Annotated in this window: 18 protein-coding genes; 13 read left to right on the forward strand and 5 right to left on the reverse strand. The window is 66.9% G+C overall.

Annotation, left to right across the window (positions count from 1 at the left end):
* The first annotated feature begins 421 nt into the window (after nucleotides 1-421).
* The 6 genes from NED98_RS08935 to NED98_RS08960 are packed head-to-tail and all read left to right on the forward strand — an operon-like array spanning nucleotide 422 to nucleotide 3,302.
* On the forward strand, nucleotides 422-769 hold the full coding sequence (locus NED98_RS08935; RefSeq protein WP_265312702.1) for a winged helix-turn-helix transcriptional regulator: 348 nt from the start codon (nucleotides 422-424) through the stop codon (nucleotides 767-769).
* Nucleotides 766-1,050 carry a hypothetical protein gene (locus NED98_RS08940; protein WP_265312703.1) on the forward strand — a complete coding sequence of 95 codons (285 nt, stop codon included), beginning with the start codon at nucleotides 766-768 and terminating at the stop codon, nucleotides 1,048-1,050. Before NED98_RS08935 ends, NED98_RS08940 begins: the two co-directional genes overlap by 4 nt.
* The gene (locus NED98_RS08945; RefSeq protein ID WP_265312704.1) at nucleotides 1,047-1,547 is read left to right on the forward strand and encodes a winged helix-turn-helix transcriptional regulator; all 501 of its coding nucleotides are present in this window, start codon (nucleotides 1,047-1,049) and stop codon (nucleotides 1,545-1,547) included. Before NED98_RS08940 ends, NED98_RS08945 begins: the two co-directional genes overlap by 4 nt.
* Nucleotides 1,544-2,137: a 2-hydroxychromene-2-carboxylate isomerase gene (locus tag NED98_RS08950; protein WP_265312705.1), complete on the forward strand. Its 594-nt coding sequence runs from the start codon at nucleotides 1,544-1,546 to the stop codon at nucleotides 2,135-2,137. The genes NED98_RS08945 and NED98_RS08950 overlap by 4 nt, the downstream gene beginning before the upstream one ends.
* Nucleotides 2,134-2,832, forward strand: coding sequence for an SDR family NAD(P)-dependent oxidoreductase (locus NED98_RS08955; protein ID WP_265312706.1), 699 nt, complete (start codon nucleotides 2,134-2,136; stop codon nucleotides 2,830-2,832). Before NED98_RS08950 ends, NED98_RS08955 begins: the two co-directional genes overlap by 4 nt.
* Nucleotides 2,833-2,837: 5 nt before the next feature.
* On the forward strand, nucleotides 2,838-3,302 hold the full coding sequence (locus tag NED98_RS08960) for a PaaI family thioesterase (protein ID WP_265312824.1): 465 nt from the start codon (nucleotides 2,838-2,840) through the stop codon (nucleotides 3,300-3,302).
* A gap of 34 nt (nucleotides 3,303-3,336) precedes the next feature.
* On the opposite strand, the gene NED98_RS08965 is transcribed toward NED98_RS08960, so the two are convergent.
* The 3 genes from NED98_RS08965 to NED98_RS08975 form a co-directional block, all read right to left on the reverse strand.
* Nucleotides 3,337-4,857, reverse strand: a complete 1,521-nt coding sequence (locus tag NED98_RS08965; protein ID WP_265312707.1) for an ABC1 kinase family protein — start codon at nucleotides 4,855-4,857, stop codon at nucleotides 3,337-3,339.
* Nucleotides 4,858-4,945: 88 nt separating this feature from the next.
* Nucleotides 4,946-6,985: a M13 family metallopeptidase gene (locus NED98_RS08970; RefSeq protein WP_265312708.1), complete on the reverse strand. Its 2,040-nt coding sequence runs from the start codon at nucleotides 6,983-6,985 to the stop codon at nucleotides 4,946-4,948.
* A 319-nt stretch (nucleotides 6,986-7,304) separates the two neighbouring features.
* On the reverse strand, nucleotides 7,305-7,955 hold the full coding sequence (locus NED98_RS08975; protein ID WP_265312709.1) for a TetR/AcrR family transcriptional regulator: 651 nt from the start codon (nucleotides 7,953-7,955) through the stop codon (nucleotides 7,305-7,307).
* A 91-nt stretch (nucleotides 7,956-8,046) separates the two neighbouring features.
* Here NED98_RS08975 and NED98_RS08980 point away from each other — a divergent pair, with 91 nt between their 5' ends.
* The 6 genes from NED98_RS08980 (at nucleotide 8,047) to NED98_RS09005 (ending at nucleotide 14,427) form a co-directional block, all read left to right on the forward strand.
* The gene (locus NED98_RS08980; RefSeq protein WP_265312710.1) at nucleotides 8,047-9,537 is read left to right on the forward strand and encodes an efflux transporter outer membrane subunit; all 1,491 of its coding nucleotides are present in this window, start codon (nucleotides 8,047-8,049) and stop codon (nucleotides 9,535-9,537) included.
* A complete protein-coding gene (locus NED98_RS08985) occupies nucleotides 9,530-10,672 on the forward strand; it encodes an HlyD family secretion protein (protein ID WP_265312711.1) in 1,143 nt (380 codons plus the stop codon). The genes NED98_RS08980 and NED98_RS08985 overlap by 8 nt, the downstream gene beginning before the upstream one ends.
* 35 nt (nucleotides 10,673-10,707) lie before the next feature.
* Complete coding sequence (locus NED98_RS08990; RefSeq protein ID WP_265312712.1) at nucleotides 10,708-12,237, forward strand: DHA2 family efflux MFS transporter permease subunit; 1,530 nt, start codon at nucleotides 10,708-10,710, stop codon at nucleotides 12,235-12,237.
* 128 nt (nucleotides 12,238-12,365) lie between these two features.
* Entirely contained in the window at nucleotides 12,366-12,914 is a 549-nt protein-coding gene (locus tag NED98_RS08995) for a hypothetical protein (protein WP_265312713.1), read from the forward strand.
* A gap of 69 nt (nucleotides 12,915-12,983) precedes the next feature.
* Entirely contained in the window at nucleotides 12,984-13,679 is a 696-nt protein-coding gene (locus NED98_RS09000; RefSeq protein ID WP_265312714.1) for a DUF899 family protein, read from the forward strand.
* A gap of 91 nt (nucleotides 13,680-13,770) precedes the next feature.
* Nucleotides 13,771-14,427 carry a TetR/AcrR family transcriptional regulator gene (locus tag NED98_RS09005; protein ID WP_265312715.1) on the forward strand — a complete coding sequence of 219 codons (657 nt, stop codon included), beginning with the start codon at nucleotides 13,771-13,773 and terminating at the stop codon, nucleotides 14,425-14,427.
* Between the two features lie 5 nt (nucleotides 14,428-14,432).
* Here NED98_RS09005 and NED98_RS09010 read toward each other — a convergent pair whose 3' ends face one another.
* Together NED98_RS09010 and NED98_RS09015 are read right to left on the reverse strand one after the other, a co-directional pair.
* The gene (locus NED98_RS09010) at nucleotides 14,433-14,876 is read right to left on the reverse strand and encodes a hypothetical protein (protein WP_265312716.1); all 444 of its coding nucleotides are present in this window, start codon (nucleotides 14,874-14,876) and stop codon (nucleotides 14,433-14,435) included.
* A gap of 85 nt (nucleotides 14,877-14,961) precedes the next feature.
* Nucleotides 14,962-15,927, reverse strand: a complete 966-nt coding sequence (locus tag NED98_RS09015) for a poly(ethylene terephthalate) hydrolase family protein (protein ID WP_265312717.1) — start codon at nucleotides 15,925-15,927, stop codon at nucleotides 14,962-14,964.
* Nucleotides 15,928-16,134: 207 nt separating this feature from the next.
* Here NED98_RS09015 and NED98_RS09020 point away from each other — a divergent pair, with 207 nt between their 5' ends.
* Nucleotides 16,135-16,515 carry a glycine zipper 2TM domain-containing protein gene (locus tag NED98_RS09020; protein ID WP_179514060.1) on the forward strand — a complete coding sequence of 127 codons (381 nt, stop codon included), beginning with the start codon at nucleotides 16,135-16,137 and terminating at the stop codon, nucleotides 16,513-16,515.
* Nucleotides 16,516-16,558 lie beyond the last annotated feature (43 nt).

The raw sequence follows: 16,558 nt of genomic DNA on the forward strand, positions 1-16,558 counted from the left end.
GTCTTGCTCGCGCGCGCGAAACCTTCGCCTCCTTCCGCACCCACCCGTCGACAATTGTCGGCGGACAGGCGGCGCCCGAGCAACCCCCGAGAACATCCGATTAGCCGCCGCGCCGTCGCGCGCCTTACCGCGCAACGCGGTGCGCGGCGCCGAAAACCCGCGGCAGCTTTCGGGCTCAAAGGAACCTGCGCCAAAGGGCCGATCGTGGGCGCACTCCTGCGTAGCCGTCCAGCCTTTTTCCGGCCTCCCGCAGCAGCGATACTTCCGACCACATCGTCGCGCCGTGCCGCCTTGGCCCACCCCACCGCAATCGAGCAGCACATTCCGGGAATGCGCTGGTCTCACGGCGAATGGCCTGATTGACTTCAATCATTGAAGTAATGTAACACGAGCCGATACCAGCGAGCTTGCCATTGTTCCGATGAGTCTCTCCGATCGCGCTTTTTCATCCGGGGTAACCACCCCGCGCGATCCGCTGGGTCTGCTGGAAGGGCGCTGGATTTTGCAGATTCTCCTGCGGCTCAAGGACAATGATCTGCGTTTTTCCGACCTGCGGGCCGCCTTGCCGGCGATCAGCGCCAATGTTCTGGCCCAACGGATGCGTGATCTCGAAGCGGCCGGGCTTGTGCGTCGGCTTTATCTGCCGCCTCCGGCTGCGAGCCAGGTCTATGCGCTCGCGCCTTCCGCGGACTCGCTGCGCCCGGCGCTCGAATATCTGGCACATTGGCGGGCTCGGCATCGCACTCCCGCTCATCAAGAGCCGGTATGAAAACGCGTCGCTTCGACGAGGCGTCACGATCATCAAGCGGATTACCGTTCAAGTCGGCCATTCGTGCCGGTGTCACGGTACGCCGCCTGGGCCATCATCTCGCACGCGCTTCCTGTCATCCGGCTCGGCATTCGCCCACCTTGCGCTTCGTCCACATCGGGCGTAAAGCTTCAATAATTGAAGTAATAAGACCCTTCCCAGGGCAAGTGTCCGTCAACGATGGAGATGTGATGCGCTGGTTTGATCGGTTGCAAAGCTGGAACGAGACGGTCGAGCCATGAAGCCGAAGTCGTTCGCCGGAATGCGCTGTTCGATCGCCGGCGCGCTGGAGCTGATCGGTGATCGCTGGGCATTGCTCATCATCCGCGATCTTTCGCTGGGCCTGAGCCGCTATGACGACCTTCGCGCGAGCACGGGCATCCCGGCCGCGACGCTCGCCGCGCGGCTCAAGCATCTGTCCGCCTCGGACATCGTCGAGCGCGTCCGCTACCAGGAACGCCCTCCCCGCGATGAATATCGTCTGACGCCCAAGGGGCGTGACCTGTGGAAGGTCAGCGTTGCTCTCCGCGAATGGGGCGATCGCTGGGACGCCAGCGGCTTCGGCCAGCCGGCGATCGAAATGGTCGATCGCGAAACCGGCAGACCGCTGATCCTCGCGCTCGTTGACGCCGAAACGCGCGAGGCGGTGCCGCGCGACCGCGTCCGGCTTCGCGCAGGGCCTGGCGCCGACGACACGGTACGCCATCTTCTCGAACGCTCGACGGGAGCCAATTCATGACCCAGCCAATTGAGCTTTTCTACGATTTCCGTAGTCCTTACAGCTATCTCGCCTTCACTCAGTTGCGCGGGATGAACGTCGACATCGCGCTCAGGCCAATGAAAGTCCTGACCCTGATGGAGAAGGTCGGCAACGTGCCGACCACGATCACTTGCGCGGCCAAGGGGCGCTACGCGCGAGCGGATCTCGGCCGCTGGGCGCAGCGCTACGGCCTCACGCTCAACCCGGCGAACATGCGCGAGGTCGACGGTGAGGCCTGCGCGCGCGCCGTGCTCGCCGCTCGCTCTCCGTCGGAGGCGGCGGCAATCACGCTGGCGCTGTACCGGGCGTGCTGGAGCGAGGGGAACGCGCTCGCCACGAAGGACGATGTTCTCGCCGCGATCACGGCGGCGGGCATCGACGCCATCCCGATTGCCGAGCGGATCGACACGCCAGCGGTGATCGAGCAGCTCGACGCGAACACCGACGAAGCCGCCGCGCGGGGCGTCTTTGGCTCACCCACCGTCTTTGTCGGCGAGACGATGTTCTTCGGCAATGATCGGCTCGATTTCGTACGCGAGGAACTCGAGCGCCTGGAGGAAGCCGCGTGACCGACAGGGCAAAGCCGCTGGCGCTCGTCACCGGGGTCGGGCCGGGAACCGGCGCCGCCGTCGTGCGACGCTTCGCCGAGGCCGGCTATCGTGTGGCGATGCTGGCGCGCGATGCCGCCCGGCTCGCCGCGCTTGAGCAGGAGATCGCCGATACGATCGCGGTGCCGTGCGATGTCAGCGACCCCGCGGCGCTGGAGCGAGCGGTGGCTGACATGGGATTCCCGAAGGTCGTCGTTCATAATGCGGTCGGCGGCGCGTTCGGCACATTCATGAACATCGCGCCCGAGACGCTGCGGAAGAACTTCGACATCAACACGATGGCGCTGTTCCATCTCGCCCGGCTGACCTCGCCGGCAATGGTCGAGGCGGGCGAAGGCGCGCTGATCGTCACCGGCAACACCTCGGCGCAGCGTGGCAAGGCCGCGTTCGCCGGCTTCGCACCGACCAAGGCGGCGCAGCGCATCCTGGCGGAATCGCTGGCGCGCGACCTGGGGCCGAAAGGCGTCCATGTCGCCTATCTCGTCATCGACGCGGCGATCGACGTGCCGTGGCAGCGCGAACTTCAGCCTGACAAGCCGGACGACTTTTTCATCTCGCCGACATCGATCGCGGCCGAGGTGTTCCACCTCGCGCACCAACCGCGCGACGCCTGGTCGTTCCTCGCGGAGATCCGGCCGTTCCATGAGCCGTGGTGAGCAAGATGGCGGACGAAGGCAGCGGCCCCGATGGCCTGGCGCAGCTTCAGGCGATGTTGGGCGGCGGGTTGAAGGCCCCGATCGGACAGACGCTCGGCTTCGATCTGGTCGAGGTCGAGCGCGGGCACGTGGTGTTCGAGGGGAAGCCTGACCGCAGCGTTTATAACCCGCTCGGCGCGGTTCACGGCGGCTATGCCGCGACGCTGCTCGACAGTGCATGCGGCATCGCCACGCACTCCCAACTCGGGCCGGAACGCGGATATACCACGCTGGAACTCAAGGTTTCCTACCTGCGTGGGCTAAGCGAGAACAGCGGCACGGTACGCGCGACCGGCCGCACCGTCTCGGTTGGCCGCCGGGTGGCGTTCGCCGAAGCCGAACTCCACGACGGCGAAGGCCGGCTGTGCGCGACGGCCACTTCGACGCTGCTGGTATTCGACGTTGAGCCTCGCCAGCGGAGGGACATCTGAACGGCGCAGATTAGGGTCGTCCCGGCGAAAGTGCTCAGGAGAGCAGCAGCGCGCCGGCCACGATCACCGCCGCGACGAGGATGGCGCCCGCGATCAAACGGGCCGCGGACGCGATTGCCGCCCGCTCTCCCCGCGCGGCGGCGGTCCCGGCAGGATCGGCTTCGAGGCGACGGATCGCCGCCCGCAGCAGGCGCGGCGCGTCGTCGCCGATCTTGCTCAGTTCCCACGCCAGCGCCTGCACGGTCGGCATCCAATGCTCGGGCGACAGCCGTTTGCGCGCGATCCGCAGCGAGGAGCGTTGCATCGCTTCGGACAGATCGAAGTCCGGCTGGATCCCGGATAACACCCCGTCGACCGTGATCAGCGCCTTGAAGATCAGCAACAGATCGGACGGCAGGGTCATGCCCTCGTCCCGTATCAGCGCCATGAAGTCGGTGACCACCGCGCTCAGCACGAGGCGCCCACCGCCGTGCCGCGCGATCAACCGCTCGGCGGCGGCCCGCACCCGCTCGGCGGGCACGCCGCTTCCCACGGACCAGGCCGCGAGGACATCGGCCAATGGCGCCGGATCGCCGGCGTTGAGCGCCTGCGTGAAGCCGATGAACTCCTCGCGGCGGCGCGGCGAGACGTGGCCGATCATACCGAGATCGAGCAGCGCGATGCGATTGCCGGGCAGGCACATCAGGTTGCCGGGATGCGGATCGCCGTGGAAGCGGCCGTTGACCAGCACCATATCGAGGACGAGGTCGGCGCCCAATTCGGCGATCGCGGCCGGATCGATCCCGGCCGCACGCAATGTGTCGCCGTCGCGCGGCGCGATGCCCTCGACATAATCCATCACCAAGAGGGTCTCGGACGTCCAGGCCCAATGTATCTCCGGCACCACCACGCGCGGTTCGCGCGCAAAGTCGGCGCGCAGGCGATCGGCGTTGCGACCCTCCGCGGTGAAGTCGAGCTCCTCCAGCACCGCCTCTGCCAACTGGCGCATCAGCGCGGACGGCGCAAAGCGGCGCGCCTCGGCGCTTGCCGCCTCCGCGATCGCGGCGAGCTGTGCAATCAGCCTGAGATCCGCCTCCATGCGCGGCCGGATGCCGGGGCGGCGGATCTTGAGCACCACTTGTCGTCCGTCGTGCAAGGTTGCGCGATGCACCTGCGCCATCGATGCGGCGGCAAGCGGCGCCACGTCGAATTGGGCAAACGTGGCCTCCGGGGTCTGGCCGAGCGCCGCCTCCACTGCCGCGCGCAATTCTTCGAACGGCAGGGTCGGCGCGCTGCTATGCAGCTTCTCCAGTTCGGCGATCCACTCGGGCGGCAACAGGTCGCCGCGCGTTGCGAGGATCTGGCCGAGCTTGACGAAGGTCGGGCCGAGCGCCTCGAGCGCGAGGCGCGTCCGCCGCGGCAGGCTCTGCGGCTCGTCGGCGCCTTCTTCCGCCTGCTCCGCCTGTTCGAGCCCAAGACGCGCGAGGAGCATGCCGAGCCCAAATCGAGAAGCGACACGAAAAATCTCCGCGAGCCGATTGCGGTCCCGGCCGGCTACGAGCAGCGTCTTGATCATGGGGAACGCTATAGCGAGCGATCGCGCTGGCTTGCAGGAACTAATGCACTCGGCTCGCGTCATAAGCGCGGAAAACCCCGGGGCGTCGCTACCAGATACGCACACGGTCGACGGGATCGAGGTAGAGACGATCGCCCGGTTTCACACCGAACGCGTCGTACCAGGCGTCGATGTTCCGGACGACGCCATTCACCCTGAACGTTGACGGGCTATGCGGGTCCGATGCGAGGGCGGCCCTAAGCGCCTCGTCGCGGATGTTTTCCCGGTAGGTCTGCGCCCACGACAGAAAGACCCGCTGATCGCCGGTGGTGCCGTCGAGGATCGGCGCGGGCTTCCCTTTGAGCGCGAGATGATAGGCCTCCAGCGCGACATTGAGGCCGCCAAGATCGCCGATATTCTCGCTAAGCGTCGTCCGGCCATTCAGCTGGACCCCCGGGATCGGCTCATAACGCGAATATTGCTCGGCAAGGCGAGAGGTCAGTGCCTTGAACCGGACGATGTCGGCCTTGTCCCACCAGTCGCGCTGAGCGCCTTTCGCGTCGGTCTTCGCGCCCTGATCGTCGAACGCATGGCTCATCTCATGACCGATCACGCCGCCGATACCGCCGTAATTCACCGCGAGATCGGCCGCGGGATCGAAGTAGGGCGGCTGCAGGATCGCGGCGGGAAAGACGATCTCGTTGAAGAAGCTGTTGGAATAGGCGTTGACGTTCTGTGGGGTCATTCCCCATTCGTCGCGGTCGGCCGGCTGCGCGAGGCGCGCGATCCGTCGTTTCCAGTCCCACAGCAGCGCGCGCTTGCGGTTGCCGAGAGGATCGCCCGCGCGGACCTCCAGCGTCGCATAGTCGCGCCAGCTCTCCGGGTAGCCCACCTTCACACGGATCGCTGCGAGCTTCGTCAGCGCGGCCTGCTTCGTGCCGGCCGACATCCAGTCGAGCCGCTCGATCCGGGCGCGGAACGCAGTCCGCAGATTCTCAACCAGCGCGGTGATCTGCACTTTCGCATCGGGCGTGAAATGGCGCTGGACGTAGCGCTGGCCGACCGCCTCGCCGAGCGCCGCGTTGAGCGCGACCGTGGCGCGTTTCCAGCGCTCCCGTTTCTGCGGCAGGCCGGAAAGCACGCGGCCGTTGAAGTCGAATGACAGGTCGTCGAACGCCGCGGGAAGCACATCGGCCATGCCGTTCAGATAATGAAACGTCATATAGGCGCGCCACGTCGCGACCGGCGTGCGGCGGAACAGCGTGGCCAGTTCGCGGATCGCGCTGTCCTCCTTGAGGACGTAAAGGTCGTGAGGGGCGATCCCGAGCGCGGCGAGCGTCGCGTCCCACGGATAATCGGGTGCGAAGGCCTTGAGCTCGGCGCGCGATTTGGGATGATAGGTCAGATCGCGCTCGGCGCGCTTCTCGCGCGTCCAGTGCGCCCGGGCGATTGCGGTCTCGAGCGCCAGCATATTGTCGGCCGCGGCCTTGGGATCCGGATAATGGCCGAGCGCCAGCATCCGCGCAACATAGGATCGGAACCTGGCCCGCACCTCGGCGGACCGCGGGTCCGTTTTCAGATAGAAATCCCGATCGGGGAGGCTGAGGCCCGATTGGACGATATTGATCGCATAGCGATCGGGGTTCGCGGCGTCCGGCCACGGCGTCAGGGATAAGGGGCCGCCGAGCCCGAGCTCGGGATGCCCCATCAGCCGCGCGACATCCTCATGCGAACGAGCCGCGGCGATCAGCGCGAGGTCCGCCCTGGCAGGGGCCAATCCCGCCGCCTCGATCGCCTTGGTGTCGAGATAGGCGTTGTAGGCATCGGCGATCTTGCGCTCAATCGACCCGGCTGGTTGCGGCCGCCCGGCAATGTCATCGACGATCGCCTTGACGTCGCTCTCGGCCTTGGCACGGAGCATCGCGAAGGGCCCCCAGGCGCTACGATCGGGCGGGATCGGCATCGCCTGCTTCCAGGCGCCGCTGGCGTATCGGTCGAAGTCGTCGCCCGGCTTTGCCGAACGATCCATCCCGCCGAGATCGAACCCCCAGGGCGGAATGGCCGGCGATGCAGCGACGAGCACCAGGCCGAGCAACGGCAGCGCTACCGGGCGGACGCCCGCACGAAGGCGCCTCAGGCCCGCAAGCATGTCCCGCCGTCTCATCGGACAATAATGTAGGCACCTACGTTATTGTCAATCGCTTTCTTCCTCGCCGAACGCGATGCCGAGGAAGTAGCCGCAGTATCTCACGGTCATGTCCCGAGTGACGTGTCGGCGCGAACATTTGATCTGCGCATTGAGCGCAATCATCTCGGGCGCTGACGGCTTCGCGCCTGCGAGCGTCGCGATCGGTGAGGAGCAGCGCAATCATGCGCTTATTTCCGCACATAACGGGATCACGAAACTCGCTGCGTCTCCCTGTCGGCGCAGCCGATGCCTGATGAACGCATCGCCCGCGCCGGAAAGATCAGCCGGCAGCCGGGCGATGCGCGCCATAGCAATGGAGGAAGTGCTGGACGGCGAGCGCCGCCTCGCATTTCGCGCGGCGGTCGTCGTGATCGGCGATGCCCCACAGGACATGCTGATGATAGCCGCCGGCACATAGATTGAAGAACATCAGCGCCGCTTCCCGCGGATCGTCCGCCGACAGATTGCCGGCGCGGACCTGCGCGGTGATATAATCGATCAGCACGGCCTGACCGGCACCCGGTCCGCGATCGTAGAAGATCCGCCCGATTTCGGGGAAACGCTCGACCTCGCCGACGATGAGGCGCTGGAGCGCGATCGCATCGGGCAAGGTGATGCGATCGATCAGGCGCTCGGCGAGGATCGTCAGCGCCTCGCGCGGCTCACGCGAGGGCGTGAGAATTTCGATCACCGACGCGCGGAAGGCGGTCGTCACCTCATCGATCGCCGCGGCGAACAATTCCTCCTTGGAGGCGAAATAGCTCCACAACGTACCCTTGGAGCCGCCCATTTCCTCGGCGATCGCCGACATCGAGGTGCGATCATAGCCGTGTTCGAGAAAATGCCGCCACGCGACCGCGACGATCGCGGCGCGGCGCGCGGCCTTGCGCGCTTCGCGGCGGCCGGGTGCGGGCTTCGCTGCTTCCTTCATATTCTCGTACCATATAGTACGATTTTATATTGACAAGGGCGACGCGCGGGATCAGGCGAAAAACCGTACTTACTGGTACGGAGTTTCAATCGTGCGAGTCGTCACTGATCATCGGGCGTCGCTGCGAGCGGCGGCGCTTGCGCTGCTCTTGTCGGGCTGCGTCTCCGTCCCGCCGCTCGGGCCGCGGCCGGAGATGCGCGCGACGCAAAGCTTCGCGGCCGACCAAAGCCTGGCCCCCGCCGTCTCGCCAGCGGCGACCTGGCCCGACGGCAATTGGTGGCGCGGCTATGGCGATGCCCAGCTCACCACGCTGATCGAGGAAGGGCTGTCCGGCGCGCCCGATATCGCCGCCGCGATCGCGCGGCTGCGGCAGGCCGACGGCTATCGCCAGCAGGCGGGCGCGGCGCTGCTTCCACGGGTCGACGCGCAGGCGCAGGCCGGCGGCGCCAAGCAAAGCTACAACAACGGCGTCCCCGCCGCCTTCGTCCCGAAGGGGTGGAAGGATACCGGCAGCGCCGCGCTCGATTTCAGCTTCGACCTCGATCTGTGGGGGAAGAACCGCGCCAATCTGCGCGCGGCGACTTCCGACGCCGATGCGGCGGCGATCGACGTCGCGCAGGCGCGGCTGCTGCTCGCAACCAATATCGCCAGCGCTTATGCCGATCTCGCGCGGCTGTTCGCCGAGCGCGATGTCCAGGCCGATGCGGTGGCCTCGCGCGTCGAGACGCAGAAGCTGGTTGCCGATCGCGTCGCGGTCGGGCTCGATACCCGCGCCGAGCTCAAACAGGCCGATGCCGCGGTGCCGGCCGAGCGGACCCAGCTTTCCCAGATCGACGAATCGATCGCACTCGCCCGCAACCGGCTCGCCGCGCTGATCGGCAAGGGTCCCGATCGCGGGCTTACGATCCAGCGCCCGACGCTCTCCTTCGCCGCGCGCAGCGTGCCGGCGGACGTCACCACCGATCTGATCGGTCGCCGTCCCGACATCGTTTCGGCGCGCGCGCGGGTCGAGGCGAGCGCGGCGCGGATCAAGGCGGCACGGGCGGATTTCTATCCGTCGGTCAGCCTGACCGCGCTGGTCGGCTTCCAATCGCTCGGGCTTTCGAACCTGTTCGTATCGGGATCGCACAACGGGCAGGCCGCCGCCGCGGTGAGCCTGCCGATCTTCCACGGCGGCGAGATCAGGGGCAAATATCGCGTCGCGCGCGCCAGCTATGACGAAGCGGTCGCGAGCTATGACGGCGCGGTCGCCACGGCGTTCCACGATGTCGCCGATGCGGTCACCAGCCAGTCGATGCTCGGCGAACAGCTTGCCCAGTCGCGCCAGTCGCTCGCCGACGCGCGGGAGGCCTATGCCGTCGCGAAGCTGCGCTACCAGGGCGGGCTCTCCAATTACCTTTCGGTGCTCACCGCGCAGAACAGCATGCTCCAGCAGCAGCGCGTGGTGGTCGATCTCGAGGCGCGCGCCTTCACCCTCGACGTCGCCTTGGTGCGCGCGCTCGGCGGCGGCGCGGTCGCCGCTTCCCCCTCCCCCGTCAGCGCCGCAGCCGGCGCGGTTTCCAAGGACAAGATTCATGGCTGACGCCGATCCCCGTTTCGACGCGAGCGCCGAGATCGCCACCCCGCCCGCCCCCGGCAATCCCAAGCGGCGCAAGGCGCTGATCGGCATCGCCGGCGCGGTGCTGCTCGCCGGCGGCGGCTATGGCATCTGGTATGTGGCGGTCGGCAGCCATTATGTCTCGACCGACAACGCTTATGTCGGCGCCGATACCGCGCAGGTGACCCCGATGGTCGCGGGGCAGGTGGCGCAGGTGCTGGTGTCGGACACGCAGAATGTGAAGCGCGGCGACGTGCTCGTGCGGATCGACGATGCCGATGCGCGGATCGCGCTCGCTGATGCCGAGGCCGCGCTGGCCAAAGCGAAGCGCCAGTTCGGGCAGACCAGCGCGACCGGCCAATCGCTTGCCGCGACGCTGGCGGCGCGCGATCAGGCGATCGCCAGCGCGCAGGCCGGCCTCGCCTCGGCTCAGGCGGCTTTCCAGAAGGCGTCGGTCGATCTCGACCGCCGCAGGAAGCTGGCGCCGAGCGGCGCGGTCTCGGCCGACGAGCTGACCTCCGCGGTCAACGGCTATGCCGCGGCGAAGAGCAGCCTCGACAGCGCGCGCAGCGCGGTGCAGCAGGCGATCGCGGCCAAGGATGCCGCGAAAGGCGATCTCGCCGCCAATCGCGCGCTGACCACCGGCACGACGGTCGAGACCAACCCGGACGTGCTCGCCGCGCAGGCGCGGGTCGATCAGGCGCGGCTCGATCTCGCGCGCACCGTGATCCGCGCGCCGGTCGACGGCGTGGTGACGAGCCGCGCGGTCCAGGTCGGCCAGCGGCTCGCCGCCGGCACCGCGGTGATGAAGATCGTTCCGGTCGACCAGCTTTATGTCGACGCCAATTTCAAGGAAGGCCAGCTCACCCGCGTGAAGCCGGGGCAGAAGGTGACGGTCACCTCCGACCTCTACGGCAGCGACGTCGTGTTCCACGGGACGGTCACCGGCTTTTCGGGCGGCACCGGCGCGGCGTTCGCGCTGATCCCGGCGCAGAATGCGACCGGCAACTGGATCAAGGTGGTCCAGCGGCTGCCGGTGCGCATCAGGCTCGATCCGCGCGAACTCAAGGCGCATCCGCTGCGCGTCGGGCTGTCGATGGACGCCGAGATCCACCTCTGAGCGCTCCGCCGCCAGCCCGAAGGAGGGCAACATCCGTGGCCACGCAATCCGAACAACCCGTCACGCTTTCCGGCCTGCCGCTGCTGCTCGCGGCGCTCGGGCTGGGGCTGAGCAATTTCATGGTGGTGCTGGACACCACGATCGCCAACGTCTCCGTCCCGCATATTTCGGGCGCGATCGGGGTGGCGCCCGATCAGGGGACGTGGATTATCACCTCTTATTCGGTGGCGGAGGCGGTGTGCGTGCCGCTCACCGGCTTCCTCACCGCGCGCTTCGGCAGCGTGAAATTGTTCATCGGCGCGCTGATCGGCTTCGCGCTCTTCTCCTTCCTGTGCGGCATCTCGACCTCGCTCCCCGAGATCGTGCTGTTCCGGCTCGGCCAGGGTTTCTGCGGCGGCCCGCTGATGCCGATCACCCAGACGCTGATGATGCGCATCTTCCCCAAGGAGCGGCAGGGGCAGGCGCTCGGCATCTGGTCGATGACGACGGTGACCGCGCCGATCTTCGGCCCGATCCTCGGCGGCGTGCTCAGCGACAATTGGTCGTGGCACTGGATCTTCTTCGTCAACCTGCCGGTCGCGATCGCGTGCATTGCCGCCGCGATCCTGCTGCTGCGCCCTGTCGAGACCGCGCTGCGCCCGGCGCGGATCGATCGCAGCGGGCTCGCGCTGCTGGTGGTGTGGATCGCCGCGCTGCAGTTGATGCTCGATCTCGGCCACGATCGCGACTGGTTCAACAACCACCTGATCATCGCGCTGGCGGTGATCGCGGCGGTCGGCTTCGCGGTGTTCTGCGCCTGGGAGCTGACCGAGGAGCATCCCGCGGTCAATTTGCGCGTCTTCCGCCACCGCGGCTTCACCGCCAGCGTGATCGCGCTCGCCTTCGCCTTCGGCACCTTCTTCACCACCGCGGTGATTATCCCGCAATGGCTGCAGGCCGATCTTGGCTATACCGCCACCTGGGCGGGCTATGCGACGGCGTTCACGGGCGTTTCGGCGCTGCTGGTGGCGCCGATCGCGGCCAATCTGTCCAATCGCGTCGACGCACGAATTCTCGTCTGCTTCGGCGTGCTGTGGCTCGGCGCGACATCATTGCTGCGGACGCACTGGTTCAGCGGCGCCGATTTCTGGACGCTGGCGATCCCGCAATTGCTGCAGGGCGTCGGCATGCCGTTCTTCTTCATCTCGATCACCACGATCGGGTTGAGCGCGGTCGACCCCGACGAGCTCGAATCGGCGGCGGGGCTGATGAGCTTCCTGCGCACCTTGTCCGGCGCGGTCGGCACCTCGATCGTCACGACCTATTGGGACAATCAGACCCGCGCCGCGCACAGCGAGCTGGTCGGCAAGCTCAATACCGACGACACCGTGGCCGCGCTGCAGAGCCAGGGGTTCGACCCCGGATCGATCGCCGGGCAGATCGAGCGGCTGGTGAGCACCGAGGCGAGCTCGCTCGCGACCAATCATGTCTTCCTGGTCTCGGCGGGGATGTTCTTCGTCGCCGCGATGCTGATCTGGGCCGCCCCCAAGCCGGCGCGGCAGATCGAACCAGGAGCAGCGCATTGAGGCCCCGACGAGCGTGGAGAGTTTCAAGAAACTAGAAAAGAATTATCGATCTTTTGCCGGTTTTATCGAGCATGCGATCGGCCGATATGAATGAGGGCGCGGCGACATCGCGCAGCACGAACAGGAGCATGACGATCATGGCCTATGTGCAATTCGAACAGATGCCGGACGCATCGGCGGCCGGCGCGGTGCGGCGCCCGCGCGCCGAATTCGGCGCGATCGAGCGCGAGGTGCTGCGACTGTCCTACGGCGACACGCGCTCGTCGCTCGGTGCGCCGGGCCATTTTGCCCGGATCGGCGGCTGGCTCGCGGGCCGGCGCGCCAAGCCGGCGCTTGCCGATCCGCGGCTCGAGGCGTTGCGCCGCTATGCCGTGCTTTACCGTCTCGACGGCGAAGCGCTCGATCCGATTGAGGAAACCGCGATCGCCGCCGCCGGGTTCGATCGGCATGCGCTTCGCGACGTGCGGCTGCTCGTCGACCGGCATGTCGCAAACCGTTCCCATAACGCCGCATCGCGGCTTCGTTCGGTGTTCACGTTCCTTGGGGGGACGGTCGTCCTCGGCGCCGTCGCACTGCTGCTCCAGCAGGCGACCGACGACCTTGCCGTCTCCGCGATCGTCTCGGGCATTCTCGGCGCGACTGCCGTGTCGCTGCATCACCCCGCCGCGCGAGCCTGACCGGCGCACGGAACCAAGCCGCCCGCCAATTTGTTGCGCACGGAACCGGTCGCAAATTGGGGGGACAAGATGCCTGCCTCGTCAATCGAACTGGCTGCATTGCGCAAACCTTCCCCCGATGAATCCGCCGATTATGCGCGGGCGCGGCAAAGCCTGCTGGCGGAAGAGATCGAGCTGCAGCGCCATCTCGACCGGGTCGCGGCGCTGCGCCGAGAGCTGCCGCCCGGCCCGCTGATTAAAGCGGACTATCGCTTTAGCGACGCGAACGGCACCGAGGTCCGCCTGATCGACCTGTTCGGCGACAAGAATAGCTTGCTGACCTATTTCTGGATGTACGGCCCTGAGCGCGCGCGCCCGTGCCCGATGTGCACCAATTTGCTCGGGCCGCTCAACGCCAATGCCAATGATCTGCGACAGCGGGTCGCGCTGGCGGTGTTCGGGCGCAGCCCGGTCGAGCGGCAGATCGCCTTTGCGCAGGAGCGCGGCTGGCATCACCTGCGGTTCCACCAGACGGTGGGCGACAGCTATCCGCTCGATTTCGGCGTGTTCGATCCGGCGACCAAGGCGGAATATCCGCTGCTTGCGGTGTTCCGGAAGGATGGCGACGAGGTCCGCTTGTTCTGGAAAGGGGAAATGACCGGCGAGATGGCGGACCCCGGCAAGGACCCGCGCGGCGGCCCCGATTTCGCGCCCTTATGGACCGCGCTCGATCTCACCCCCGAAGGGCGCGGAGAAACTTGGTATCCGAAGCTGGAATATGATTGAGCGTCGTCCTTGACGCACCCTCCCCCGTCCCGCCACATCGGCGGAAAGCGCGGCCCCTGACCGGCCGGGCATCGAAGGGACGGGCAAAAGGGTGACGGCAGCAGCACCGGCAAGGAAACGTCGAACCCAGGCCGAGCGCACCGCGGAAACCCGCGAGGCGCTGCTGGAAGCCGCGATCGGGCTGCTTTATCGCAACGGTTACAGCAAGACGCCGATCGAACTGATCGCCGAAGAGGCGGGCGTGACGCGCGGCGCGATGCGTCACCATTTCCGCACGCGCGCGCAATTGATGGCGGCGGTGATCCGCACCGTCTACGAGCAGGAGCATCGCAGCTATCGCGAGATCGCCGCCAGCCGCGGTCGTGCGGCGGTTCTTTCGGACTGGCCCGACATGCTGTGGGCGGTGCTGAGCAAACCCTCGGGCCTCGCGGTGCTCGAAGTGCTGCAGGCGTCGCGCAGCGATCCCGAGCTCGCGGCGCTCGTCATGCCGATGCAGGCGCAGATCGAGCAGATGTCGTTCGAGGCGATCAAGGAGCAGTTCGGCAGCGACGACGAGGCCGAGACCCGCGCCGCGATCAGGTTGTTCGTCTGGGCGGTGCGCGGCCTTTCGATCGCGCAGGTGCTGACGCCCAACCCCGCCGACACCCGCCGCTCGATCGACTTTCTCAAGATGCTGATCGAGGGGGCGACGAAAGCGGGCCTGGTCGACGCGCAGGGCCGCCCGGGGCCGGCGCGGCGCACCGACTGACCGCGCTAAGGCAGCGACTGGCCTTCGCGGCATATCATCGCGATCCGGTCGAACTCGCGCGAGCCGTCGTCGGTGGCGAGCATCTTCAGATGCCCCAGCCAGACGAAGCGCCTGAACGCCGGATCCCTCGAAGTGCGCTTTTCGCCGCACGCGATCTGTGGGGCATCGCGGCGGACCGCGACGCTGCGCAATTCGGCACCGCGATCGGCGATCGACGCGAAGATCGCGGCCTCGATCGCCGGCGGGGGCGCGGTCGCGGCCGGCGATTCCGTGGGAGTCGGCGCCGCGTGGGCGCGCAGCGGCTCCATCGGTTCGGCAGTGCCGGTATCGATCGCTTTCGTCCGCGCGACCTCGGGCGTGGCGGGGGCGCGGAAGAAGAGAAAGGCGGCGGCCGCGATCACCGCGACCACCGCGAGGGCAAGCAAATAACGGCCTGTTACGCGACGCATCGGCATCGATCATTCTCGTCTCTGTCGGGGAAACCGATCCTCGGCCGCGCGCCGCTTTTTCGCAGCGGACGCGCGGCCGGAACGATCACGGCACGTTGCTGACCTGCCCGGTCCACGCGGTAGCGGTGAAGAACTCGCCGGACCCGGCCTTGAACGCCGCGCCGGCGGCGGCATCGCCTTTGAGCTTCCACACCAGCCACGCGGTCGGGAAGCCGAGATAGCCGTAGGTCCCGTTGTTGCAGGATTGGAGAATCCCGAGCAGCCCGCACCCCGGCGTGCCCGAAATGTCGTTATGATTGGTGCCCTTGAGCAATCCCTTGGCCTTGGCCATCGCCGCCGGCGTCGCGTTGTAATAAGCGGTTTGCGAATTGAGCTGCGTTCCGCTGCCCTGCGTATCCGGCGCGATCAGCCCGTCGGCGGTGCCGCTGACATAGAAGATCGACCCCGCGCCGCCGGCCAGCGTCGGCGTCAGCAGGCAATTGTCGGCCGGATTGCACCACATCTGGCTCGGCAGATGGAAGACCACCGCGGTACTGATTACCCCGTTCGAATGGAACATCGCATTCGCCGCGCCCGAGGCGCCCTGCGAATGGCCCGCCGCGCCGACATGCGAGAAATCGATGCGATGATAGAAGGGGCTGGCCGGATTGGCTTCCTCGCCCTGCATATAAGCAAGCGAATCCAGCGCAGTATTGCCATATCCGGTTTGTTGATCGCGGGTCGCGACGATCACGAAACCCCAGGACGCGAGATGCCGCAGCCAATAGGTATATTTGTCGGGCGTCGCCGCGGTCCCGTTGGCCCACACCACCAGCGGCCACCGCGTCGTCGAGGAAGTGACGTCGCTGGGATAGAAGATATCGCATTGGTTGCCCTTTGAATCGCACGGTGCCGCCGAGCGGGTCTGGGTCGTGGCGAATGGGCCGTTGGCATAATATTTCGTTTCGATCGGCCCGGTGGGTGCGTTCGGCACCGACTGCGCCAGCGCCGGAACCACCGGTATTACGGTGGCGAGGAGCGCCGCAACGGCCGCTCGCGATAATCCCTTCATCTGCCTCTCCCTTTGATCGACTTCCGGCCGGGCGCCCGATCGATCGACGGTGCTCCCGATCGCGCGGCCCGCCAAAGATGTTAAAGCCGAGATTGAATTTACATTCAGTAAAGAATGTAAATTCAATCAAGCACGAGAGCGGCGCCAGCGCGCGGTGAACCCGACCTGCAATGAAGCGTTGAACCTCCGCTAATAAGGAGATGTCCCATGCGTATGAAATTGGTCGCCGCTATCGCTGCCGCCACCGTCGCGCTGCCGGTCGCGTTGCCGGCACCGGCTGCCGCCCAGCATCGCGATCGCGATTATCGCTGGCAGGGGGACAGGCAGGGCTGGGATGCATCGCATTCCTATCGCCCGGGGCGCTATCGGGAGCGCCGCCTCAGCCGCAACGATCGCATCTACCGCGGCCGCGACGGGCGCTATTATTGCCGCCGGAACGACGGTACGACCGGGCTGGTGATCGGCGGTCTGGCAGGCGGCCTGCTCGGCAACGCGATCGGCGGCGATACGCTCGGCACGCTGATCGGCGGCGCCGGCGGCGCCTTGCTCGGCCGTTCAGTCGATCGCGGCCAGGTGCGCTGCCGCTAATTCCGGATATTTGGGCGGTCCGGGTTCGGATCACCGGAGCCCG

It is taken from the genome of Sphingomonas lycopersici (genome assembly GCF_026130605.1).
In the GTDB taxonomy this organism is placed as follows: Bacteria; Pseudomonadota; Alphaproteobacteria; order Sphingomonadales; family Sphingomonadaceae; genus Sphingomonas; species Sphingomonas lycopersici.

Coding starts and splice junctions, on each gene's coding strand:
- NED98_RS08935 (WP_265312702.1), top strand. CDS start 422: ATGAGTCTCTCCGATCGCGCTTTTTCATCCGGGGTAACCACCCCGCGC.
- NED98_RS08940 (WP_265312703.1), top strand. CDS start 766: ATGAAAACGCGTCGCTTCGACGAGGCGTCACGATCATCAAGCGGATTA.
- NED98_RS08945 (WP_265312704.1), top strand. CDS start 1,047: ATGAAGCCGAAGTCGTTCGCCGGAATGCGCTGTTCGATCGCCGGCGCG.
- NED98_RS08950 (WP_265312705.1), top strand. CDS start 1,544: ATGACCCAGCCAATTGAGCTTTTCTACGATTTCCGTAGTCCTTACAGC.
- NED98_RS08960 (WP_265312824.1), top strand. CDS start 2,838: ATGGCGGACGAAGGCAGCGGCCCCGATGGCCTGGCGCAGCTTCAGGCG.
- NED98_RS08965 (WP_265312707.1), bottom strand. CDS start 4,857: ATGATCAAGACGCTGCTCGTAGCCGGCCGGGACCGCAATCGGCTCGCG.
- NED98_RS08970 (WP_265312708.1), bottom strand. CDS start 6,985: ATGCTTGCGGGCCTGAGGCGCCTTCGTGCGGGCGTCCGCCCGGTAGCG.
- NED98_RS08975 (WP_265312709.1), bottom strand. CDS start 7,955: ATGAAGGAAGCAGCGAAGCCCGCACCCGGCCGCCGCGAAGCGCGCAAG.
- NED98_RS08985 (WP_265312711.1), top strand. CDS start 9,530: ATGGCTGACGCCGATCCCCGTTTCGACGCGAGCGCCGAGATCGCCACC.
- NED98_RS08995 (WP_265312713.1), top strand. CDS start 12,366: ATGACGATCATGGCCTATGTGCAATTCGAACAGATGCCGGACGCATCG.
- NED98_RS09000 (WP_265312714.1), top strand. CDS start 12,984: ATGCCTGCCTCGTCAATCGAACTGGCTGCATTGCGCAAACCTTCCCCC.
- NED98_RS09010 (WP_265312716.1), bottom strand. CDS start 14,876: ATGCGTCGCGTAACAGGCCGTTATTTGCTTGCCCTCGCGGTGGTCGCG.
- NED98_RS09015 (WP_265312717.1), bottom strand. CDS start 15,927: ATGAAGGGATTATCGCGAGCGGCCGTTGCGGCGCTCCTCGCCACCGTA.
- NED98_RS09020 (WP_179514060.1), top strand. CDS start 16,135: ATGCGTATGAAATTGGTCGCCGCTATCGCTGCCGCCACCGTCGCGCTG.